This is a genomic window from Pontibacter akesuensis (assembly GCF_001611675.1).
Classification (GTDB): domain Bacteria; phylum Bacteroidota; class Bacteroidia; order Cytophagales; family Hymenobacteraceae; genus Pontibacter; species Pontibacter akesuensis.
Map to the genome: position 1 here is coordinate 2,585,413 of NZ_CP014766.1, position 15,331 is coordinate 2,600,743.

Annotated in this window: 12 protein-coding genes and 1 riboswitch; of the genes, 6 read left to right on the top strand and 6 right to left on the bottom strand. The window is 50.5% G+C overall.

Translation table 11 applies throughout. The features are described 5' to 3' along the window. Positions 1-66 precede the first annotated feature (66 nt). The 5 genes from A0W33_RS11110 to A0W33_RS11130 all read right to left on the bottom strand — a co-directional run bounded on the left by A0W33_RS11110 (position 67) and on the right by A0W33_RS11130 (position 5,807). Positions 67-477: an ATP-binding protein gene (locus A0W33_RS11110; protein WP_068838206.1), complete on the bottom strand. Its 411-nt coding sequence runs from the start codon at positions 475-477 to the stop codon at positions 67-69. Beyond that, positions 470-808 (bottom strand): STAS domain-containing protein, encoded by a 339-nt coding sequence (locus tag A0W33_RS11115; protein WP_068840072.1) that lies wholly within the window; start codon positions 806-808, stop codon positions 470-472. The genes A0W33_RS11110 and A0W33_RS11115 overlap by 8 nt, the downstream gene beginning before the upstream one ends. Before the next feature lie 20 nt (positions 809-828). Beyond that, positions 829-2,847, bottom strand: a complete 2,019-nt coding sequence (locus tag A0W33_RS11120; protein ID WP_229802147.1) for a GAF domain-containing SpoIIE family protein phosphatase — start codon at positions 2,845-2,847, stop codon at positions 829-831. 408 nt (positions 2,848-3,255) lie between these two features. Then, positions 3,256-4,728, bottom strand: coding sequence for an IMP dehydrogenase (gene guaB / locus A0W33_RS11125; protein WP_068838207.1), 1,473 nt, complete (start codon positions 4,726-4,728; stop codon positions 3,256-3,258). A 761-nt stretch (positions 4,729-5,489) separates the two neighbouring features. Then, complete coding sequence (locus A0W33_RS11130) at positions 5,490-5,807, bottom strand: rhodanese-like domain-containing protein (protein WP_068838208.1); 318 nt, start codon at positions 5,805-5,807, stop codon at positions 5,490-5,492. Between the two features lie 126 nt (positions 5,808-5,933). On the opposite strand from A0W33_RS11130, the gene pnuC reads away from it, so the two are divergent. From pnuC to A0W33_RS11150, 5 genes are all read left to right on the top strand, one after another. Further along, the gene (gene pnuC, locus A0W33_RS11135) at positions 5,934-6,659 is read left to right on the top strand and encodes a nicotinamide riboside transporter PnuC (RefSeq protein WP_082815201.1); all 726 of its coding nucleotides are present in this window, start codon (positions 5,934-5,936) and stop codon (positions 6,657-6,659) included. Positions 6,660-6,822: 163 nt separating this feature from the next. Then, a complete protein-coding gene (locus A0W33_RS20915; protein ID WP_157578026.1) occupies positions 6,823-6,999 on the top strand; it encodes a hypothetical protein in 177 nt (58 codons plus the stop codon). A 769-nt stretch (positions 7,000-7,768) separates the two neighbouring features. Next, complete coding sequence (locus A0W33_RS20760; protein ID WP_074937228.1) at positions 7,769-10,276, top strand: T9SS type A sorting domain-containing protein; 2,508 nt, start codon at positions 7,769-7,771, stop codon at positions 10,274-10,276. 136 nt (positions 10,277-10,412) lie between these two features. Then, positions 10,413-10,943 (top strand): AAA family ATPase, encoded by a 531-nt coding sequence (locus A0W33_RS11145; protein WP_068838209.1) that lies wholly within the window; start codon positions 10,413-10,415, stop codon positions 10,941-10,943. 2 nt (positions 10,944-10,945) lie between these two features. Next, positions 10,946-11,821 (top strand): aldose 1-epimerase family protein, encoded by an 876-nt coding sequence (locus tag A0W33_RS11150; protein ID WP_068838210.1) that lies wholly within the window; start codon positions 10,946-10,948, stop codon positions 11,819-11,821. A gap of 134 nt (positions 11,822-11,955) precedes the next feature. Here the strand turns inward: A0W33_RS11150 and A0W33_RS11155 are convergent, their stop codons facing one another. Continuing rightward, a complete protein-coding gene (locus A0W33_RS11155) occupies positions 11,956-12,204 on the bottom strand; it encodes a hypothetical protein (protein WP_068838211.1) in 249 nt (82 codons plus the stop codon). Between the two features lie 228 nt (positions 12,205-12,432). Then, positions 12,433-12,529: riboswitch (TPP riboswitch) on the top strand. 60 nt (positions 12,530-12,589) lie between these two features. On the opposite strand from A0W33_RS11155, the gene A0W33_RS11160 reads away from it, so the two are divergent. Further along, a complete protein-coding gene (locus tag A0W33_RS11160) occupies positions 12,590-15,061 on the top strand; it encodes a TonB-dependent receptor (protein ID WP_068838212.1) in 2,472 nt (823 codons plus the stop codon). The last annotated feature ends 270 nt before the right edge of the window (positions 15,062-15,331 follow it).

The following is a 15,331-nucleotide window of genomic DNA, read 5'->3' on the forward strand; positions in this document are numbered from 1 at the left end:
AATCCCATCAGCCCTGCATTTGTTCCCGGATAACGGGAAATGCGCAGCGAAAGTGTGTCAGCGGCTTTATTTGATTTTTTTGTAGAGGCGGCAGATATTCTTCGCTCCTTTGGAGGAGAACTCCACTTTATCCATGATGCGGTTAACCAGGGCAATGCCCACACCGCCTTTTTTGCCGATGCGGATGTGCTCCTGGATGTCGGGCTCCTTGTAGTTTGAGCGCTCAAAGGCAACCCCTTCGTCCGTTACCTCGAACACGAGGAATTCTCCCTGCTTTTGAATGGCAAGGGCAATGTACTTTTCCGGGTCTTCGTGGTTGGCGTGTATGATGAGGTTGGCGCATATCTCATCCACGGCCAGTACGATTTGGTTCATCAGAATATCCGAGAGGGCATAAGTCCCCAGGTATTCCGTCACAAAGTCCCGTATTAGCTTCAGGTTTTTTTTAGTACAATTTACCCGAATCGAGTTATTCATTAGCGACGCTTCTTGCTTCCTCGTAATCAGAGACGATGGTCATCAGCAGGTCGAGGCCAAGGATCTCAAATACATTACGAACTTTGTCTTGCATGTTAAAGAAGATGAGCTTGATCTGTGCATCCTCAAAGCGCTGCAGGTGCGAAATAAAAACGCCCAGGCCTGCAGAGGAAATATAATCCAGGTTCTGGCAATCTACCAGCACCTTGTTATACTTCATTATTTCGGGATCGGACAGTTCTTCGTCCAGTTGCACAGAGGAGCTTGCGTCCAGTTCACCGTCAAGGGTCATGATGACGGTGTTTTCTTTGATTTCTTGTGTAATTTTCATCGGCATACTTTACGGCTTAATCATATGTTAGGTTCAGTGGGCTTAAACTTGATTACCATCAGTGTCTGGTCGTCATAAAGGTTGTCAGGGCCCGTAAAATCCTCCAAATCATTTATGATGGCCCATTTTATATCATCCGCGTCCAGGTGGTACGTTTGCTTGAGCATGTACTGCAGCCTGTCCTCGCCATACTCCTCATTTGCCGCGTTCCGGGCCTCCACAATCCCGTCGGTGTACATCACCATCACGTCCTCGGGGTTGTAATCGTAGTACATCTCCCGGATGTGGCTGGCGTAGCTCTTATCCCGGATGATACCCAAGCCCAGGCCTTCCGTCTGGAAGTAGAACACGTCGTCCATCATCGAGTTATAGTACAGCGTGTGGCAATGGCCGGCGCGGGCAAACATAAAGCCCTTCATCCGGTAATCTATGATATAAAGCGCAGAAGTGATGAAGGAGGTTCGCTCCAAACACCGGCTCAGGGCGCTGTTCGCCTGCTTCATAAACTCACTCGGCGCCATGTCCTGCTGCATGAGCCCGTGAAAGATGCCTTTCATCTGAGCCATGTGGAAAGCCGCCGAGATACCCTTGCCCGACACATCCCCGATAATAATGGCAATGCGCGACTCGCTTAGCTGCAGGAAGTCATAAAAATCGCCTCCCACTTCTTTGGCTGCCTTGGAGTGCGTGCTAATCTCAAACCAACTGTCGGTCGGGAATGTTTTGGGAATCAGGCTTTCCTGTACCTGCGTGGCGATTTTTAGTTCTTCTTTATAACGCTCCGTCTGCAGCGATTCGTTTACCAGGCGCAGGTTTTCGATGGTGAGCATGGTCTGGCTCGTAAAGGTGCGCAGCACGTTCACTGTTTCCCTATCGAAGCCGCCCTCAATATCCTTAAGCAAGTATAAAACCCCCGACAGGTGCTTCGGGGATTTAATAGGAAGTATAACCATCGATTTCCAGGGCAGCGCCAGTTCGCGGAAGCCGGGGTTGCGGGCCAGGTTGTTGTTGATGTAATCGCTGCTGTGGATGTTGTAGGCCAGCAGCAAGTGCCGTATGCGCTTTATCTGCTCCACGTTGATATTGAGCAGGTGCGTTACCTGCGGCTCCCCGTTGCGGATAAGCTCGAACCAGGCCGCGCTGGCATCGGAGGCTTTGATGGTGCTGTCGAACAGCATGTCGTATACCTGCGTCTCGCTCTGCCCCTGCTGGATGGACTGGCTCAGGCGCTGGAAATTAAGGAGGTCCTCGCTCTTCTGCTCAAACACACTGGAGGTAGGCAAACTGAACAGCGACACCAGAAAGGCCGCCAGCGAGTAAAGGGCCACAAACAGCATGGCCAGCAGCAGAAAGCCAACGTCGGTGTAGTCGATGACAAGTGCCGGGCTGTCGGCGGTGTTTTTAAAGAAGCGGATAAAGATGTAGCAGCTTAGCAGTATGGCTCCCAGCAGCACGAGCGAGCGGCTCTTGTTGTTGAAGGTGAGATACGCCACCCACTTCAAGTTGGTGCACAGAAAGAGGATGTAGAAGCTCATCAGGGCCAGTAGCGGCAGGAAGATGTAGCTGGTATACTTAAAGTTGAAGATGGTAAGCAGGAGCGTGGCGGCCAGCAACAACTCAAACCAATCCCAGGCAATCTGCAGGAACTTGTTTTTGTGGTAGAGCAGCAGCACCCGCCAAATGTAAAATGCCTTCGACAGGAAAAGCACCATCAAACCGAAATTTACCTGGTACACCAGGTGGAGCAGCAGGGTAGACTCTGCCTCGGAGTAATTGGAGTACACGCGGTAACCCAGAAACAGCGCCACGCTCAGGTAGGCAGCCACCCCCGCCCTGGAAAACAAATTCCAGAGGTAGCCGATAAAGTCCAGCCCCTTCAGCGACTCGGTTTGCAGCCGCTGAAACAGGAACACCGATACAATGAAGATCACGATCAGCAGGTTGCTGAAGAAGGGCAACGCAAATCCGGGCACAGCGCTACCAGCCAAGGTACGCTCGGCGTTAAGCAGCACAAAAGCAAGCAGTAAAAGCCAGCTCACAATTGCAGAAGTAACCAGTAATGTTCTTGCGTTAGTTTTGTATAGCATAAAACGGAAGTCCGTCTTTATTTTTTAGCACGACTGAGTATGGTTCCCCCTGGTTGAATTCAAAGTGAAGGTAAGAAAAAAAAATGCGCTTTGACCAAGGCAGCGTGTTCTGTTTAAAAAATCAACTTGGATAACGTAATTAAATTCATCCGGGTTAATATTTCTACTAACTAAGGGAGCTAAAGCAGGAGGAGGGCCTGCAAAGAATAGCTAGGTAGGAGGCTGCCTTTGCCAGGTAAGATAGAACTGAATTTGCTTTAAAACGGAGCAGCCAGGAGGTGTGTCCTGGCTGCTCCATTATGTTAATGCGGTTAAATCAGAAGCGAAGTTAACCGCTGCCGGCGTTTTGCCGAATTATACTTAGCGGCTGTTGTAGTTCGGTGCCTCACGTACAATCTGTACATCGTGCGGATGGCTCTCGCGCAGGCCGGCGCCACTTATCTTCACCATCTTAGAATCCCACAGGTCTTCAACCCGAGGCGTACCGCAATAGCCCATACCTGCTCTCACACCGCCCACCAGTTGGTAGATCACCTCGCTCACAAACCCTTTGTAGGGCACGCGGCCCACAATGCCTTCCGGAACCAGCTTCTTGGCGTCTTTCTCGCTGCCCTGGAAATAGCGGTCTTTCGATCCATCCTCCATAGCCTCTACAGAGCCCATGCCGCGGTAGGTTTTGAACTTGCGTCCTTCGTACAGAATCATCTCTCCCGGAGCCTCTTCCGTGCCTGCCAACAGAGAGCCGATCATTACGGTGCTGGCGCCACCGGCCAGTGCTTTCACAATGTCGCCGGAGAATTTGATGCCACCGTCGGCCACAATCGGAACACCGGTGCCTTCCAGGCCACGGGCAGCCTCCATTACAGCCGAGAGCTGCGGCACACCAATACCGGCGATAACGCGGGTGGTACAGATGCTGCCTGGGCCAACGCCCACTTTCACGGCATCCGCCCCGGCGTCGGCCAGCGCTTTGGCGCCTTCGGCAGTGGCAATGTTGCCGGCAATGATATCCACGTCTGGGAACGTGTCCTTTATTTTTCTAACTGCCTCCAGCACGCCTTTCGAATGGCCATGGGCAGTGTCTACGCTTATCACGTCTACGCCAGCATCCACAAGTGCCTTTACGCGGTCCAATACGTCGGGTGTTACGCCAACGGCAGCACCTACGCGCAGGCGGCCAAACTCGTCTTTGCAGGCAAATGGCCTGTCTTTTTTCTTGAGGATATCTTTGTAGGTGATCAGACCCGCCAGCTTTCCGTCCTTATCAATTACAGGTAGTTTCTCGATTTTATATTCCTGCAGGATGTCCTCTGCTTTGGAAAGGTCGAGTCCCTTTTCGGCTGTGATCAGGTTTTGGGTGGTCATGATGGCGGTGACAGGCTGTGTCAGGTCGCGCTCAAAACGCAGGTCGCGGTTGGTGATGATGCCTGTTAGTTTGCCTTCGCTGTTCACGATCGGAATACCGCCGATCTTGTTTTCGGTCATGATCTGCACCGCGTCGCCCAGGGTGGCGCTCTCGTTCAGCGTGATCGGGTCGAGGATCATGCCGCTTTCAGAGCGCTTTACCTTGCGCACCTGTGCCGCCTGCTTCTTTATCGACATGTTTTTATGGATAATGCCGATGCCACCTTCCTGCGCCATGGCAATTGCCAGGTCCGCCTCGGTCACCGTATCCATAGCCGCCGAAATAAGCGGCGTGTTTATGCGGATGTTGCGGGTAAGTTGTGAGGAAGTGTCAGTTTGGTGGGGAAGCACCTCGGAGTAGGCCGGGAGCAGAAGCACGTCATCGTAGGTGAGGGCCTCAAATAAAATCTTAGACTGATCAAAGCGCATGGCAAATAAATTAGGGACTGTTATTTGCCGCGTAAAGTTACACAAACTTTTATGCAATCGCACACAAGTATAAATGTAAATTTTGTGTGAACAATTTTATGGCTGCAGGTTCCGGGGAAGGAAAAAGGAGTGGAGGGGAAAGTGTAGCAGGAGATGGAGTGACAAGCTTGCCGCGGTCAGGTCAGGTGCTCGCAGGAGCTGCGCATGCTGCGAGGTCTTTAGCTGTTGGGGTAGTTGTTTGTCCATGGAAGCGTAAGCCCCTCTCCCTAGCCATCTCCCTAAGGGGCGAGGGAATTCTGCTATTGGTTTCGATAAGTAAAAGCGGTGTGGTGTTGGCTTTTCAGGTTAATCCACCCCTGCCCCTCCGAGGAGGGGAATTAACCTCACCCCAACCCTCTCCTAAAAACAGGAGAGGGAGCTTAGCTGAAGCTCCGTCAGCAGCGGCTACCTGAGCTGATTCCAGTCTTTGGGTGGGGGTAGGGGCCCTCGAAAAAGAGCGCCTTGTAGTGATGCGGTGCCCGAAGGGCAGCCTGCAGCGAAGCGATGGCAGCTTCAATACACAGCGCGATGCCCGAGGACGAGGCCCCGCTTATATAGGGCCCCTTCCCCAGCCGTGAGCGCTCCAAAGTATGAGATGAAACAGTTAGTGTATGGGAGCTGGAGGATGAGCGGAAGCTAGGTAGCGTAGCTTAATTCAAGTTACAGAAAGCTGAGCTATCAAGTATAAACCATCCGCAAGTCTTCCATGAATTAAATCATCCTTAATACGTCGCCATACTTGTATCCACCTGCGTAGCCCAGGCATGAATACCACCTTTCAGGTTCAGAAGATTGTCGAAGCCGAGCCGCTGTGTCAGGTAATTCATAGCCTGCGCACTTCGGAAGCCATGATGGCAAACCATAACTACGGGAATGTCGCGGCGGATACGGTTGACTTGCTTGGGCAGCTCGCCCAGCGGGATAAGTTCGCCGCCCAGGTTGCAGATCTCGAACTCCTCAGGCTCGCGCACATCCACCAACTGTATGTTGCTGCTTCGCGAAAGCCGCTCCTTTAACTCCTGCACTGTAATCTCGTCCATGGTTCCTGCTTATGAGTGGTTGGTACAAGTATAAAATAGCGGCCTGTTGTGCGCTTTGTTTCAGCAACGCCCAAAATTAACCTGCTTTTGTTTACTTCCACAGCTTTGGTGCTGTAAATTGCCACCATGGATTCAGAACTACGTATACTCGCGGCCGCGCTAGTACAAAGCTACCCGCTGTTACTGGATAATATAAGTATAGCACAACTGTGGGCGCAGTTTCTGGCAGGTATGCAGCAAACCTCGCTGTTGGAGTACATAGCCGTGGTGGCGGGCATAGTGAGTGTGTGGTACTCCCGAAAAGAGAATATCCTGGTGTATCCCATCGGCCTCATCAGCACCACCATTTATGTGTACCTGAGCTTTAAGTACCACCTGATCGGGGAAGCCAGTGTAAATGTGTATTACACTATTCTGAGTGTGTATGGATGGGTGCTGTGGTCCAGGAAAAACAACCAGGAAGAGCATGTGCTGCACATCAGCTTCTCAAGCCGGAAGCAGTGGGTGCAGCAACTTGCGTTCTTCGCTGTGCTGTACGGCATCATCTACTTTTGCCTGGTGTACCTGAAGGGTGCATTTTACGAAGGCGTTATTCCGTGGGCCGACGCTTTTGCCAGCGCCACCGCCTATACAGGTATGTGGCTGATGGCCCGGAAGAAGGTAGAGAGCTGGTATTGGTGGGTTCTGACCAATATCGCTTCTATTCCGCTTTACTTTGTGAAAGGACTTGTGTTTACCTCCGTTTTTTACTTCGTGCTGCTGCTTATGGCCTTCGCCGGACTGGTAGAGTGGAAGCGGAGGGCGAATAGCCGCCAAAACAGAACTGCCAACGCTGTTAGAACTAAAGTTTAGGGTAAATTAAGAGTTGAAAGCATGATTCTTGCCTTAGATTTATACTTTCTCGCTTGAAAGTTTAAATCCAGCCAGTTGCAAACAACGTACATTTACCTACCAACCTGACCTATTGCTGCGACCCCACCGGGCGTAGTTTGTATAACCACTAACGTAGCAGCACATGAAACAACGTAAACTTGAGTTACCAGAAGAGCTGAAATTTGAGAACCGGATGAAGTGGGGGTATGAGTCGCCGGACGAAAGCCCTAAGCAAGTTCTGCTGAGGCAATACGGAAACAAGAAGCCTAAGCCGGTGGAGGTGTATAACTTCTACGGGTACAGTTTTTCTGAAAGTTAGTAACATCCTACTCACATTAGTGTTAAAACAAGGAGAGGCAGCTGTAAAGCTGCCTCTCCTTGTTTTAACACTAATGTGAGTAGGATTAAATTCTTTAATCAGATAACAGCAGTGACGGTTAACCTTTCATCTTGGTTGTATAATGGAGATATAAGTTTTTTTACTCAGCTTTGTATGATAGGAATGTTTTGTAAATAGGATAATGGTATGTTACAACATGATTTTAAGTTTTTAACAAAAGTAAGAATCATTCACCTTTAATTTTCCCACCTCTGCACCTTGGAATGTGTTTTATACAATAATTTAGTATATATATTACATTTTACTTGTGAATATTTATATATTTGAACAAGTTATAGAAAACAAAAAAAGTAACAGTTTCCGAAACCAACATAGGCTGGGTAAAGAAATCCTGCACCCCCACCTAATTAGTTGCCTTCATACCCTAGGTAATTATTTTCCGCAAAATGTTCCGGTTCCCAAAGCCGTGAAAGCGGATGATTATGATTCTTCCGATATATTCTGAAACGTATCTCACCGTCTATGGAGCATACCATCTACGTTCCTTCGTAAAGAATTGCGCCTTTTCATGCGCTACATTCTGAACAGGCCAGGCAGAGAGCATCTCCTTTAGCTGCATTCAGGCAATCATCCACTGTCAATGAGTCAATTATCTAGCTGATGAACTTTTTTCATGCAGCACAAGAAAGCTATGCACATTCTTTTCCCATGCTAAACCAAGTCAATCAACAATCTAAAATTAGTTCTTATGGAAAATTTTATCAGTTATTCAACGTGTAAGGCCGGGGGCGCTCCACAAAAGCAGTTAACAGGTTTAAGGCGATATGCCATGGTATTGATAGCTGTGCTTGTGGCTATAAGTAACATAGCATTTGCGCAGATTGCTCCTGTTAATCCACCAACTGGTGGATTTCATATCGATGGGGACTTGAGGGCTAATACTCCTCAAGGTGGTATCGGTGACTGGGTAAGCGGCCCAGGCGGCTCAGGAGGATTTATATTTAATAATGATGGTACTGTTAATGGAGGGGTAAATGCTCAACTTGTAAGAGATCCGTACAATGAAAGGGCTGATATAATCTTCACGGAGGGCAGTAAGTTTAATGCTGATCCGAGTACTTGGGCCTGGTCAGTAAGCAAGGCCCCTAATAAAAACGATATCAACAACGCCATGTACTTGGTTACAAGGGATGCCTCCAATAATGATTGGATAGTTATAGGCGGTGACCGGTTATCTACAAGCGGTACCAGCTATATCGATTTTGAGCTATTACAGAAGTCTGTAACGAGAAATGGAACCGGCAACGGCTTTACATCTTTAGGAACTGAAGGCGGCAGAACGGTGGGTGACCTTGTAGTTTCTATGGAGTACAGCAACGGAGGGTCAAAGCCTATTGTCAGGATTTACCGCTGGCAGGAGGTATCACCCGGTGTGTACGACTATGTGCTGCCGACAAGAGACTTGAGTGCCTTGGTTTTCGCCGAAACAAATAGAACTGGCTCGGTAGACGTGCCTTTCCGCGGCTTTGGAAGTACCAGTTACTCTCAATATGCCTTTGTAGAAGCAGCCGTCAATGTAACAGGAGTTTTGAGAGAAATTGCCGATCCATGTACTGCGCTTAGCATCAGAACCATATTTATAAAGACCAAAGCCTCCGACTCGCAAACAGCGGCACTTAAAGACATGGTGGAACCTATACCTGTGACGATAAACTTTGGTTCCGCTACAATTGCCTATGGAGGCCCATACTGCCCGGTAGGAACTGCCACAGTCACTCAAACAGGCGTAGCAAATGGTACATATAGTAGCACTACAGGTTTAGTTTTAAACGCTACTACAGGAGAAATAAACTTGGCTATCAGTATACCCGGCACCTACACCGTAACATACACTTACACTACAAATGGTTGTGAAAAGACTACGCCTGCAACTGTTGTAATTAATGCCGCCCCTGTGGCACCAACACTTTCTCCAACGCAGCCAACCTGTACCGTTCCTACAGGAAGTGTGACAGTAACGGCCCCGGTAGGAACAGGCTTAGAATATAGCCTGAACGGCGGCACATGGCAAACCGGCACAAGTTTCTCTAATCTGGCGGCAGGAAGTGCTTATAGTGTTAGGGTAAAAAACAGCGGGGGCTGCATCTCTGCTCCAACTACCGGAACGTTAAACTCCCAGCCTCCTACCCCCGCTGCTCCAACAGCAGATGTGGATCAGCCAACCTGTACGGTAGCCACCGGAAAAATCAGCGTAACTTCTTCAACTGAAGGGCTAAGTTTCAGTATCAACAGCACTAATCCTGCAGACTTCACTAATACTACAGGGATTTTCGATCTGCTTACTCCTGGTAGCTACACTATCAGGTCGAAGAGTGGGGTGTGTATTTCTGATGGCGTAACAAAGGTAGTGAATGCTCAGCCTCCTACACCGCTTGCGCCAGTGCTTTCAGTAACGCAGCCTACCTGTACAGTTGCGGCCAAGATTGTTATTACTTCCAGCACCACTGGTTTAAAGTTTAGCCTGGATGGAGGACCATATGCCGACTATCCTGCAGGCGGTTATACAGGCCTTACCCAAGGTGTGCATTCCATAAAAGCCCAGAATGCTAGCCTTTGCGTATCGCCAGCTGCCACGGAAACTATAAACGCCATTCCGAACCCACCATCTGCACCTACAGTAGCTATAGTAGATGCCAGCTTGTGCGGGCCTGCCACTGCCACTGTTACAGTTACTTGTCCGTTAAACACAGAGGCGGAACCTAACCGTTATTCTTATAGTAACAACGGAGGGGCTTATCAGGCTAGCCCTGTGTTTGGCAGCTTAGCTGCTGGCGCCGGATTTAGCATTACTGTGAAAGATAATGTAACAGGATGTGTGTCTTCTGCCACTGACTGTAACAACTACACAACTGCTAGCTGTACCCAACAGGTAGCGACTATTACCCAAACCCAATCCTCTGTTCAGTCGATACAAGTTACTAGTGAGATGAAAGAGAGTAAGTCTCTTACCGCTTACCCTGTTCCGTTCTATGACAATGCTACAGTAGAGTTCACATCTGAGCGTAATGGAAATTTTGTAGTCAACCTTTATGACCTGAAAGGAAGTTTAGTGCGGGAACTGAAGTCTGGTACAGCCAAACAGGGTGAGGTAAATAAGATTGAAGTAGACGGCAGCAACTTACCGGAAGGAATGTATCTGGTTCGCGTTGTTAATGGAAATGGGTCCAAAACTATAAAGCTTCTTAAAAAACAGTAAGCGTTAAATAACAATAAGCATTAGGGGGTGCTTTATTGTAGGAAGGGGTGCCGGAGAAAAGTCTCCGGCACCCCTTGTGCTTTATAGACCGTTAAGTTTCCGTGCATCCTATCACTGTATTTACGACCTTTACCCCATGCTGAAAATAGCGATTACCGGGCCGGAGTCTACAGGTAAATCTACCTTGGCGGCACAACTGGCGGAGAAGTATGATACTGTTTGGGTGCCGGAGTATGCGCGCAGCTATGTGGGCAACCTGGGCAGGCCCTATACCTTGGCCGACATAGAAGCCATTGCCAAGGGGCAACAGGCCCTGGAGCAGCAGCTGGAGCAAAAGGCAACGGGCCTGCTCTTTGCCGATACCGATATGCTGGTGCTCAAAGTCTGGAGTGAGCATGCCTTTGGCCACTGCCCCGCGTGGGTAGAAGAGAAACTGCGGGCCCAGGAGTATAACCTTTACCTGCTGATGGGCGTTGATTTGCCCTGGGAGCCTGACCCGCAACGCGAGCACCCGCACCTGCGCCAGTTCTTCTACGATTGGTATAAACGCGAACTGCAGGCGCTGCAGGTACCCTTTGTAGAAATACAGGGACAGCGGGAGGAGCGACTGTTGCAGGCCTGCCGGCAGGTGGAGGCACTGCGCTATGAAAACAAAAAACTTAATTGATTATGCTATACTTCCTCGAGAACGATAACTATAAAGCGGGCGTCGATACAGTTGGCGCCGAACTACACCATTTCATCAAGAAAGATGAGCAGCTTGAGCTGATCTGGCAGGCCGACACGGACGTGTGGGCAAGCCACGCGCCTAACCTGTTCCCCATTGTGGGCGAGTTGCCAAACCAGCAATATACCTTCAAGGACAGTACCTACGACATGAAGCGGCACGGTTTTGCACGCCGCAAGGAATTTAAGCTGGTAGACGAGCAGCACGACAAGCTGGTGTTCGAACTCACCGAGGATGAGGAGACGCTGCAGCACTACCCATTCCATTTCAGGTTTTTGGTGGCGTACACGCTGGACGGTAGCACGCTGTCTGTTTCATACCACATTACCAACACCAGCGAGTTGGCTATGTATTTCTCCGTGGGCGGACATCCCGGCTTCAGGGTGCCTTTTTACCCTGGCGAGAAGTATGAGGACTACTTTATCGCGTTTGAGAAAGAAGAAACGCTGCGCCGCCACCTGCTCAACGACCAGGGCCTGTTAAGCGGAGAAACGGAGTTGCTGGCTAAGCGTGGCAACCGAATTCCCCTGGACCCGGCGTACTTCGACAAAGACGCCATTGTGCTGAAGTACCTGCAGTCGGAGCGGGTGCAACTGGGCAGTACGCACCATGACCGCCGCATTGAACTGGCATTTGAGGATTTCCCGTTCCTGGGCATTTGGGCGAAGCCAAACACAACCGAGTATGTGTGCATCGAGCCCTGGTGCGGCATTGCAGGCAGTGTGGGCGAAAGCGGAGAACTGAAAGAGAAGGAGGGAATAAACAAGCTGGCCCCGGGGCAATCGTTTGAGCGCACGTACAGCATTACGGTGCTGTAAACAGGCCGGAGCCAAAACGTAAGGCCTGTGTTGCCGAAAGGCTGAAGCAGCAGCGGAGCAAGTATAAAAAGAAGAATCCCCGGCTATGCAAACTGTGTGCGGCCGGGGATTCTTTGTTTTGGAAAAGTGGAAGTTCAGTGTAGCGATGGCTCCGGGAACTTGGGTACTTTTATTCTTCTGATGTCATACTTTGGCTCATAGTCGTTGATTGGCAGCGAGATGCCCGGTGGCAGGTCCAGGTCAGGCAGGTCGTCTCCAAGTGGTTCACCCCCGTCATCGTCGTTGTCGGTGGATGGTGGGCGGTTAAATTTCTGGCGCGGGGCAAAGGCGTAATAGGCCAATATGGTTAACAGGGCTACTGTGTATAATATACTGATCATCATTCTACTTCTACTTTAAATTTCTACTTCTGCTTATCTTCCCTTAAGGCAGAAATCCTTGCGCCAAGCGGCTAAGTATAATGTGCCTTAGTTATGTTTTACAACGTACTTTTCGGCTAAGTGGTTATCCATCAGCATTAAAATTTAGTGGCAATTTAGCTGGTGAGGGTGATGTGATTACGTAGTATAAATAATCTAAGTTTTGATTTAAGTATAGTTCCTCCTATCTTTGCGGCAGTTTAGGGGTGCCTTAATAAAACGGGCTGAGATCATACCCATTGAACCTGATCCGGGTAATGCCGGCGAAGGGAAAACACGGTGAACGAAATGTGGCAGGTTGCATACCCCTGGCATTCCTGCATTTTCGAACTTTCCTTTTTACAGTATCATGAACAAATTTCTTATTGCCGTGGTAGCGATGCTGCTGCCGTTGCAACTGCTGGCTCAGTACCAACTGAGCGGACACGTGCGCAACGCCACCTCCAAAGAGGGCCTTGCAGGCGCAACTGTTGTGCTGGAGCGCACGCAAACAGGCACCACCTCGGGCACTAACGGCTCCTTCTCCTTCAACAACCTGCCAGCCGGCGCCTATACGTTAAAAGTGAGCTTTCTGGGCTTTGAGGAGCAACGCGTAAACGTAAACCTGCAGCAGGATACTGATCTGAACATTACGCTGCGGCCGAAGGCGCTGCAGGCAAGCGAGGTGGTGGTGCAGGCCACCCGTGCCGACGAAAGAACGGGCACCACCTTCACCAACGTGACCCGTGAGGAAATTGAGGAGCGCAACTTTGGGCAGGACCTGCCTTACCTGCTGGAGCAGACGCCATCGGTGGTGGTAAACTCTGATGCGGGCGCAGGCGTGGGCTATACCGGCATCCGCATCCGGGGCTCCGACATCACACGCATTAACGTGACGGTAAACGGTATTCCGGTAAATGACTCTGAGAGCCACGGGGTGTTTTTTGTGAACATGCCTGATTTCGCCTCGTCGGTGCAGGACATACAGGTGCAGCGCGGTGTGGGCACCTCCACAAACGGGGCAGGTGCCTTTGGTGCAAGTATAAACATACAGACGGAGCGGGTGCGCCGCGAGGCCTACGCCGAAACCGACAACAGCTATGGCTCCTTCGACACCTGGAAAAACAACGTTCGCTTCGGTACTGGGCTGATTAACGGGAAATTCGCTTTCGACGGACGCCTGTCCCGGATTAAGTCAGACGGCTACATCGACCGTGCCTCCTCCGACCTGAAGTCGCTCTACTTCGCCGGAGGCTACTACGGTGATAAAACTACGGTGAAGTTCATTACCTTTTCGGGGCAGGAGCAAACGTACCAGGCCTGGTATGGCACCCCTGAGGCGCTGGTATACGGCAACGCGCAGGATCTGAAGGATTACATCGACCGCAACTACATTGAGGGCAGCGACCGCGAGAACCTGCTACGCTCCGGCCGCACCTACAACTACTACACCTACGACAACGAGACAGACAACTACCAGCAGGACCACTACCAGCTGCACCTGTCGCATGACTTTGTGCCGGGATTAAGCTTTTCGGGTGCGTTGCATTATACTTACGGGCGCGGCTATTATGAGCAGTTTCGTGCCGAGGATGACCTGGAGGACTATGGCCTGCCAAATGTGGAAATAGGCAGTGAAGTCATCTCCACATCAGACCTTATCCGCCGCCGCTGGCTCGACAATGATTTTTACGGCGCCACCTATGCCCTGCAGTACAACCCGAACCAGCGCCTGAATGCCACCCTGGGCGGTGCCTGGAACAGGTACGACGGCAGCCACTTTGGTGAGATCATCTGGGCACGCTACGCCTCCACCTCCAACATCCGCGACAGGTACTACGACAACGACGGGCAAAAGACGGATTTCAACATCTTCGCCAAAGCCAGCTACGGCCTTACAGACAAACTGAGCCTGTTCGGGGACCTGCAGCTGCGCACCGTGAAGTATGAATTCCTGGGTTTTGACAACGACGGCGACAACATCACCCAAACGGCAGACTTTACCTTCTGGAACCCAAAAGCGGGCATTACTTACAGCCTGCAGCCGGAGCACCAGTTTTATACTTCTTTTGCGGTGGGTAACCGCGAGCCCGTGCGCGACGATTTTACCGAATCGACGCCTGAGAGCCGGCCGAAGCACGAGACGCTCCGCAATGTGGAGGCAGGCTACCGCGGCATGTTTGGAGTGGGCGAGATTCTTGGGCAAGGTATAACGGCCGATGTGGAGGCGAATTACTTTTACATGAATTACCAGAACCAACTGGTGCTGACGGGGCAGATCAACGATGTGGGCGCCTACACCCGTACTAACATTGACAAGAGCTACCGGCAGGGCGTTGAGTTTTCAGGTGCGCTGCGTTTAGGTACCAGTGCCAGCCTGCGCAGTAACATCTCCTTCAGCGAGAATAAAATTCAAGGCTTCAGCGAGTTCCTGGATGATTACGAAACCGGCGACCAAGTACGAACGGATTTCCGCGAAACCACCATCGCCTTCTCACCTGACTGGGTTACTGCCACGCAGCTGGAGGTGGAGGTGCTGAAAGGGCTTCGTGCGGCGCTTATTTACAAAACCGTAAGCCAGCAGTACCTGGACAACACCGAAAACGACAGTCGCGCCATACCTGCCTACCAGGTGGGGGATGTGCGCCTTCGCTACAACATCAAGTTTGAAAACGTACTGAAGGAGCTGGAACTGGGGCTATTGGTAAATAATGTGTTCAACGAGAAGTACGCGGCCAACGGCTATACCTACAGCTACATCTACGGTGAGCAGTATACCGAGAACTTCTACTACCCACAGGCCCTGCGCAACTTCCTGCTATCGGTAGGGCTTAAGTTTTAGAGGCAAGCAAATTATAAAAAAGTAACCCACCCCTGCCCCTCCAAGGAGGGGAATTATCAGCACGAGTAAAAATCCCCTCCCTGGAGGGGCAGGTTAACGCATCTACATAAAGTATAAGGCATTTTATACTTACATTTTACAAAAGGCTCCGTCATCTGATGGAGTCTTTTGTTGTATGGGCGGATGCACCTCCCGAAACAAAAGGCACGCAAAGTTATTCTACTGGGTGTACGGCATCTGCCCGAATATTTTATCTTTGCGTAATACCCT

What these genes read in the sequence shown, in the direction of transcription:
- A0W33_RS11110 (WP_068838206.1), bottom strand. Translation starts at nt 477, where the DNA reads ATGAATAACTCGATTCGGGTAAATTGTACTAAAAAAAACCTGAAGCTA.
- A0W33_RS11115 (WP_068840072.1), bottom strand. Translation starts at nt 808, where the DNA reads ATGAAAATTACACAAGAAATCAAAGAAAACACCGTCATCATGACCCTT.
- guaB (WP_068838207.1), bottom strand. Translation starts at nt 4,728, where the DNA reads ATGCGCTTTGATCAGTCTAAGATTTTATTTGAGGCCCTCACCTACGAT.
- A0W33_RS11130 (WP_068838208.1), bottom strand. Translation starts at nt 5,807, where the DNA reads ATGGACGAGATTACAGTGCAGGAGTTAAAGGAGCGGCTTTCGCGAAGC.
- pnuC (WP_082815201.1), top strand. Translation starts at nt 5,934, where the DNA reads ATGGATTCAGAACTACGTATACTCGCGGCCGCGCTAGTACAAAGCTAC.
- A0W33_RS20915 (WP_157578026.1), top strand. Translation starts at nt 6,823, where the DNA reads ATGAAACAACGTAAACTTGAGTTACCAGAAGAGCTGAAATTTGAGAAC.
- A0W33_RS20760 (WP_074937228.1), top strand. Translation starts at nt 7,769, where the DNA reads ATGGAAAATTTTATCAGTTATTCAACGTGTAAGGCCGGGGGCGCTCCA.
- A0W33_RS11145 (WP_068838209.1), top strand. Translation starts at nt 10,413, where the DNA reads ATGCTGAAAATAGCGATTACCGGGCCGGAGTCTACAGGTAAATCTACC.
- A0W33_RS11150 (WP_068838210.1), top strand. Translation starts at nt 10,946, where the DNA reads ATGCTATACTTCCTCGAGAACGATAACTATAAAGCGGGCGTCGATACA.
- A0W33_RS11155 (WP_068838211.1), bottom strand. Translation starts at nt 12,204, where the DNA reads ATGATGATCAGTATATTATACACAGTAGCCCTGTTAACCATATTGGCC.
- A0W33_RS11160 (WP_068838212.1), top strand. Translation starts at nt 12,590, where the DNA reads ATGAACAAATTTCTTATTGCCGTGGTAGCGATGCTGCTGCCGTTGCAA.